Annotated in this window: 6 protein-coding genes and 1 pseudogene; 2 read left to right on the top strand and 5 right to left on the bottom strand. The window is 72.9% G+C overall.

Going from position 1 to position 6,867, the window contains the following annotated elements; all coding sequences use genetic code 11:
• Together IE98_RS0135960 and IE98_RS43630 are read left to right on the top strand one after the other, a co-directional pair.
• Nucleotides 1-160, top strand: a 160-nt coding sequence (locus IE98_RS0135960) for a cation:proton antiporter regulatory subunit (protein WP_030273050.1), incomplete at its 5' end; no start/stop codon positions are given.
• 4 nt (nt 161-164) lie between these two features.
• A pseudogene (locus IE98_RS43630) lies at nt 165-1,144 on the top strand (cation:proton antiporter).
• Between the two features lie 7 nt (nt 1,145-1,151).
• Here IE98_RS43630 and IE98_RS0135950 read toward each other — a convergent pair.
• The 5 genes from IE98_RS0135950 to htpX form a co-directional block, all read right to left on the bottom strand.
• On the bottom strand, nt 1,152-1,985 hold the full coding sequence (locus IE98_RS0135950; protein WP_030276130.1) for a hypothetical protein: 834 nt from the start codon (nt 1,983-1,985) through the stop codon (nt 1,152-1,154).
• A gap of 65 nt (nt 1,986-2,050) precedes the next feature.
• A complete protein-coding gene (locus tag IE98_RS0135945; protein ID WP_030276129.1) occupies nt 2,051-3,337 on the bottom strand; it encodes an RNA polymerase sigma factor in 1,287 nt (428 codons plus the stop codon).
• A gap of 70 nt (nt 3,338-3,407) precedes the next feature.
• Nucleotides 3,408-3,827 carry a YciI family protein gene (locus tag IE98_RS0135940; RefSeq protein ID WP_234443806.1) on the bottom strand — a complete coding sequence of 140 codons (420 nt, stop codon included), beginning with the start codon at nt 3,825-3,827 and terminating at the stop codon, nt 3,408-3,410.
• A gap of 149 nt (nt 3,828-3,976) precedes the next feature.
• Nucleotides 3,977-5,695: a cytochrome c oxidase subunit I gene (ctaD, locus tag IE98_RS0135935; RefSeq protein WP_052391434.1), complete on the bottom strand. Its 1,719-nt coding sequence runs from the start codon at nt 5,693-5,695 to the stop codon at nt 3,977-3,979.
• 192 nt (nt 5,696-5,887) lie between these two features.
• The gene (gene htpX / locus IE98_RS0135930) at nt 5,888-6,745 is read right to left on the bottom strand and encodes a zinc metalloprotease HtpX (protein WP_030276123.1); all 858 of its coding nucleotides are present in this window, start codon (nt 6,743-6,745) and stop codon (nt 5,888-5,890) included.
• Nucleotides 6,746-6,867: the final 122 nt, after the last annotated feature.

Genomic DNA, 6,867 nt, shown 5'->3' with positions numbered 1-6,867 from the left:
GCGGACGGCCACCGGCGTCTCCATCGTCGCCGTGCTCCGCCGCACCGGCGCGGTGCCCTCCCCCGGCCCGGACTTCCGGCTGGCCGGCGGGGACACCCTGATCGTCATCGGCACCCGCGAGGGCGTGGACGCCGCCGCCGCGATCCTGGGACGGGAGTGATCGGGTGCACACCGCCACCGTCTTCGTCGAACTCGGCGCCGTCGTCCTCGTCCTCGGCCTGCTCGGCCGGCTCGCGAGCAGGTACGGGCAGTCCCCGATACCCCTCTACCTGCTCGGCGGGCTGGCCTTCGGCCACGGCGGACTGCTGCCGCTCAGCTCCAGCGAGGAGTTCGTCGCGACCGGCGCCGAGATCGGCGTCGTCCTGCTGCTGCTCATGCTCGGCCTGGAGTACACCGCCGCCGACCTGGTGACCAACCTCAAGCAGCAGTACCCGGCCGGCGCCGTCGACTTCGCGTTCAACGCGCTGCCGGGCGCGGCCGCCGGACTGCTGCTCGGCTGGGGCCCGGTGGCCGCCGTGGTGCTGGCCGGCGTCACCTGGATCTCCTCCTCCGGCGTGATCGCCAAGGTGCTCGGCGACCTGGGGCGGCTCGGCAACCGGGAGACCCCGGTGGTCCTCAGCATCCTGGTGCTGGAGGACCTGTCGAAGTTCGTCTCGCACGACGACCCGGAGAAGCTGCTGCTGGTGGTCTTCGGCCTCACCCTGCTGGTGGCCGGCATCGCCCAGAAGCTGCAGGTGTCGGCGGCGGTCGGCGCGTTCCTGGTCGGCATCGCCCTCTCCGGCGAGGCCGCCGAGGGCGCGCACACGCTGCTCAGCCCGCTGCGGGACCTCTTCGCGGCGGTGTTCTTCGTCTTCTTCGGCCTCAGTACGGATCCGACGTCGATCCCGCCGGTGCTGCTGCCGGCACTGGCGCTCGCGTCATCGCCGGGCTGGCGGTGACCGCCGGCATCGAACCGGACCTCGGCCCGCTGGCCACCGCCTACGTGCTGATCCTGGTGATCGTCGGCCCGCTCGCCGCCCGCTGGACGGAACCCGCGGCCGGACGCCTGGCGGCGCTCCGCGCCCGCCGCTGGGTCCCGGTGCGGCAGCGCGGGGCGGCGCAGCCGGCACCGGACGAGGAGGCGGTCGAACCCGTGCAGTCCTGACGGGCGGTCACCGGCCTTCCTCCGCTCGGCCGAGCGCCTTCGGGGGCTCGGTCGGGTGGGGGATCTCCGGGGTGTCCGGGGCTTCGGCGAGGAGGGTGCGGACGCGGTCGCGGAGCCGGCCGGAGGCGGCCCGCAGGCGTTCGGCGCGGTCGGCGCGGGTCCCGGTCGGTTCCACGGGGACGACCGGGACCCCGTGGGACTTCGCGGTGGCGACCAGGCTGTCGGCGGCGACCGGCAGGGCGGCGAGCGCGGTGGCGGCGAACAGACCGCCGCCGAGCTGCCGCGGCCGGCCGAGCAGCCCGCGGTGGACGATCTCGCAGGGCAGCAGCCGCTCCTCGCGGCCGGCCGCCTCGGCCGCCTCCGCGGCCGCCATCACCAGGGTCAGCAGGCCCTCGGCGGCCCGGGCGACGACCCACTTCCGGCCGGGCACCGGCGGCAGGAACTCCCTGATCCGGTCGACCTCCTTGTCGAGGACGACGTCGGGCAGCAGGTCGAGGGTGGAGTGCAGGCGCAGCTCCTGCACCTTCGTCCAGGGGACGTCCTCGCCGTCGAAGCCGACCTTCTCCGGGCCGAAGGCGACCTGGCCGAGCCCGTCCAGTTGGTGGAGCAGCCGGACAGCGGGCCCGGGCACGCGCGGGTGGCGGCCGATCAGCGCGGCGATCGACACCTCCCACTCCTCGGTGGCCGGTGCCTCGGGCGGCGGCAGCGTGGCGAGCGCCCGACGGACCCAGTCGCCCTCGCCGACCACGTTGCGGGCCTTCGCCCGGCCCGTCCGCGCGGCCGTGCCGAGCGCCGTACCGGCCCGGCGGCCGATCTCCTGCGCGCCGTCGCGCACCCCCATGTCCCGCTCCCCCTCGGCCGGATGACGTCCCGTCCAGTCTGCCCGACGGACCCGGCCGCGGACGGTCAGCCCGCTGCGGCCCGGGCGCTCTCCTCGGCGCGGCCGAGCAGCACGGCGCGCTCGCGGGCGTTGCGGGTGAGGTCGGCGGCGCGGGTGAACTCGGCGGCGGCCTCGCGGTGCCGGCCGAGCCGGGCCAGCAGGTCCCCGCGGACACCGGGCAGCAGGTGGTAGCCGCGCAGGGCGGGCTCGTCGGCGAGTTCGTCGGCCAGGGCGAGGCCGGTCTCCGGGCCGAAGGCCATCCCGAGGGCGACGGCCCGGTTGAGTTCGACCACCGGTGACGGGCTGCGGGCGGCGAGCGCGGTGTAGAGGGCGGCGATCCGCACCCAGTCGGTCTGCTCGGCCGTCCCGGCCCGGGCGTGGCAGGCGGCGATGGCGGCCTGCAGGGCGTACGGGCCGGGCGGGGTGCCCTGCTCGGCGGCGAGGGCCTCGGCGCGCTCGTGGGCGGCGAGGCCGCGGTGGATCAGCAGCCGGTCCCAGCGGCTGCGGTCCTGGTCGAGCAGGAGGACGGCCTCGCCGCCCGAGCCGGTCCGGGCGGGGGTGCGGGAGGCCTGGATCTCCATCAGGGCGATCAGGCCGTGCACCTCGGGTTCGCGGGGCATCAGGCCGGTGAGCACCCGGCCGAGCCGCATCGCCTCCTCGCAGAGGGCGGGCCGCATCCAGTCGTCGCCCGCGGTGGCGGCGTAGCCCTCGTTGAAGACGAGGTAGACGACTTCGAGCACCGAGGCCAGCCGGGGCGCGAGCTCCTCACCCTCGGGAACCTCGAACGGGACCTCGGCCCTGGCGAGGGTGCGCTTGGCGCGCACGATCCGCTGGGCGACGGTGGCTTCGGCGGTGAGGAAGGCCCGGGCGATCTCCTCGGTCGACAGGCCGCCGAGCAGCCGCAGGGTGAGGGCGACCCGGGCGTCGGTGGAGAGCACCGGGTGGCAGGCGGTGAAGACCAGCCGGAGCAGGTCGTCCTCGATCTCGTCGGCGAGGACGGCGTGCTCCGGCTGCGGGCCCTGCGGCGGGTCGGTCTCCAGCGCGTGGCCGACCAGGCGGAGCTTCTCGGCGAGCCCCGCCTCCCGGCGGATCCGGTCGACGGCGCGGCGGCGGGCGGTGACGGTGAGCCAGGCGCCCGGGTTGTCCGGCACCCCCGTCCGGGGCCACTGTTCGAGGGCGGCGACCAGCGCGTCCTGGGCGGCCTCCTCGGCGAGGCCGACGTCGTGGACCAGCCGGGCCAGCCCGGCGATGATCCGGGCCGATTCGATCCGCCAGACCGCTTCGACGCTGCGATGGGTGTCGGGTGCCGTCACAGCTCCCCATCACAGCAGTCCGGGACCCTCCGCGGCCAGCGCGGCACGGCCCCGGACGGCTGCGGCGGGTTCAGCCGGTGATCGGCTTCTGGTGCTCGTCGCGCCAGGCCTGCTCCTTGGCGGCGATCTCCGGGCTGAGGATCTCGGACGGGAAGTCGGAGGCCTCGAAGACCTTGCGGAGCTCCAGCACCGCGCCGTCCTCGAACGGGGCGCGGCCGGCCCACTCCAGGGCCTCCTCGCGGGAGCTCACGTCGAGCACCCAGAAGCCGGCGATGAGCTCCTTGGTCTCGGCGAAGGGCCCGTCGGTGACGGTCGCCTTCCCGCCCTGGAAGGTGAGCCGGGCACCGTTGGAGCTGGGGTGCAGACCGTCGGCCGCGAGCATGATGCCGGCCTTGATCAGCTCCTCGTTGAACCGGTTCATCGCGTCGATGGCCTCCTTGGTCGGCATGACGCCGGCCTCGGAGTCCTCGTTGGCCTTGACGATCAGCATGAAGCGCATGGTGGTGCCTTCCTCGGTGTGGACTCCGCCCGGGGCGGGGCCGGGGCGCCGGTCGTTCCGGCTTCCGTCTGTGCGTCGAACGGGACGGGCCGGGATCGACACGGCGGCGGACATTTCTTCGGCGACTTCTCCGCCGGCCGTCAGCGGTGCTCGCGGCGGGGTTCGACGGCGTTCTGCAGGCGGTCCAACTCGGCGATGTCGGGGTGGTGGAGGTCGAAGGCGGGGCTTTCCGAGCGGATCCGGGGCAGCCCGGCGAAGTTGTGCCGCGGCGGCGGGCAGGAGGTGGCCCACTCCAGCGAGCGGCCGTAGCCCCAGGGGTCGTCCTCGGTGACCTTCTCGCCGTACTTGGCGGTCTTCCAGACGTTGTAGAGGAACGGCAGGATCGACAGGCCGAGCAGGAAGGAGCCGACGGTGGAGAGGCTGTTCAGCGCCGTGAAGCCGTCTCCGGCGAGGTAGTCGGCGTAGCGGCGGGGCATGCCCTCGGCGCCCAGCCAGTGCTGGACGAGGAAGGTGGTGTGGAAGCCGATGAACAGCGTCCAGAAGCAGATCTTGCCGAGCCGTTCGTCGAGCATCTTGCCGGTCATCTTGGGCCACCAGAAGTGGAAGCCCGCGAACATCGCGAAGACGACGGTGCCGAAGACCACGTAGTGGAAGTGGGCGACGACGAAGTACGAGTCCGAGACCTGGAAGTCGATCGGCGGGGAGGCGAGCAGCACACCGGTGAGGCCGCCGAAGAGGAAGGTGACGAGGAAGCCGATGCTCCAGAGCATCGGGGTCTCGAAGCTGAGCGAGCCGCGCCACATGGTCCCGACCCAGTTGAAGAACTTCACCCCGGTGGGGACGGCGATCAGCAGGGTCATGAACGAGAAGAACGGCAGCAGCACCTGTCCGGTGACGAACATGTGGTGCGCCCAGACGGTGACGGACAGGCCGGTGATGGCGATGGTGGCCCCGATCAGACCGGTGTAGCCGAAGATCGGTTTGCGGCTGAAGACCGGGATGACCTCGGTGACGATGCCGAAGAACGGCAGGGCGATGATGTAGACCTCGGGGTGGCCGAAGAACCAGAACAGGTGCTGCCAGAGGATCGGGCCGCCGTTGGCCGGGTCGAAGACGTGCGCGCCGAACTTGCGGTCGGCCTCCAGCGCGAACAGCGTGGCGGCCAGCACCGGGAACGCGAAGAGCACCAGGATGCTGGTGAAGAGGACGTTCCAGACGAAGATCGGCATCCGGAAGACGGTCAGGCCGGGCGCCCGCAGGCAGGCGATGGTGGTGATGAAGTTGACCGCGCCGAGGATGGTGCCGAAGCCGGACAGCGCCAGGCCCATGATCCACATGTCGCCGCCGATGCCGGGCGAGTGGATCGCGCCGGAGAGCGGCGTGTAGGCGAACCAGCCGAAGTCGGCGGCGCCGTCCGGGGTGAAGAAGCTGCCGACGACGATGATCGAGCCGAGCAGGTAGAGCCAGTAGGCGAGCGCGTTGAGCCGGGGGAAGGCCACGTCCGGGGCGCCGATCTGCAGCGGCATGATCCAGTTGGTGAAGCCGGCGAACAGCGGGGTCGCGAACATCAGCAGCATGATCGTGCCGTGCATGGTGAACAGCTGGTTGTACTGCTCGTTCGAGACGATCTGGGTGCCCGGCCGGGCCAGCTCGGCCCGCATCACCAGGGCCATCACGCCGCCGATCAGGAAGAAGGCGAACGAGGTGGTCAGGTACAGCGTGCCGATCTGCTTGTGGTCGGTGGTGGTCAGCCAGGCCACCAGCCTGCGTCCGCGGCCACCGCGGCGGGCCGAGCCGGAACTGCGGCGGGGCTCGCGCGGCGGGGGCCGGTGATCGGTGTCGGTCGGGAGAATCGTCACTGCACCACTCCTCCGCGCCAGGCCCACCGGCCGTTCAACGGGTAACCGGCCCATCAGTACCAGCCGGGTCCCCGGACGGGCGGAGGCGCGCCGGAGCGGTGGACGGAGTCACCCGCTTCGCCCCGGGAGGCCGGGACCACCTCGGGGGCCCCGCGGGGGCGCCTCCGGCTGCTCCGGTGCGCGGGCCCGGCGTCAGCGGCCGGCCATGCGCTCCAGCCGGGCGATCCGCTCGCCCATCGGCGGGTGGGTGGAGAAGAGCTTGGCGCCGACCTCGCCGGGCCGGAACGGGTTGGCGATCATCATGTGGCTGGCCGTCTGCAGCTGCGGCTCGGGCGGCAGCGGCAGCCGCTGGGTGCCCGACTCCAGCTTGCGCAGGGCGCTCGCCAGGGCGAGCGGGTCGCCGGTGATCCGGGCACCGTCGGCGTCGGCCTGGTACTCGCGGGAGCGGCTGACCGCGAGTTGGATCAGCGAGGCGGCGATCGGGCCGAGGATCATGATCATCAGCATCCCGACCAGGCCGGGGCCCTCGTCGTCGTCGCTGCGGCCGACCGGGATCAGCCAGGCGAAGTTCACCAGGAACATCACCACCGAGGCGAGCGCACCGGCGACCGAGGAGATCAGGATGTCCCGGTTGTAGACGTGGCTGAGCTCGTGGCCGATGACGCCGCGCAGCTCGCGCTCGTCGAGCAGCTGCAGGATGCCGTCGGTGCAGCAGACCGCGGCGTTGCGCGGGTTGCGCCCGGTGGCGAAGGCGTTCGGCGCCGGGGTCGGCGAGATGTACAGCCGGGGCATCGGCTGGCGGGCCGAGGTGGAGAGCTCCCGGACGATCCGGTACAGCTGCGGGGCCTCGATCTCGCTCACCGGCCGGGCCCGCATGGCGCGCAGCGCCAGCCTGTCGCTGTTCCAGTACGCGTAGGCGTTGGTGGCGATCGCTATCACCAGGGCGACCAGCAGGCCCGTACGGCCGAAGAAGCTGCCGATCAGCAGGATCAGCGCCGACAGGCCGCCGAGAAGTACGGCCGTCCTCAACCCGTTGTGCTGGCGGTGCACGGCAGGCCCTCCGTGGTGGTGCGACGGGGAGCCCGGTGGCGGCACCCTCGTGGGAATCAACGGAAGGATGCCGGTCGTTCGTTCCCCGCCGCACCCCGGGCGGACCGCCCGGGTGCCCCCGG

Origin of the sequence: Streptomyces sp. NRRL B-24484, assembly GCF_000717715.1 — a bacterium.
In the GTDB taxonomy this organism is placed as follows: Bacteria; Actinomycetota; Actinomycetes; order Streptomycetales; family Streptomycetaceae; genus Kitasatospora.
The sequence above is the reverse complement of the archived record's forward strand: the minus strand, read 5'-3'. Positions and strand labels throughout refer to the sequence as shown.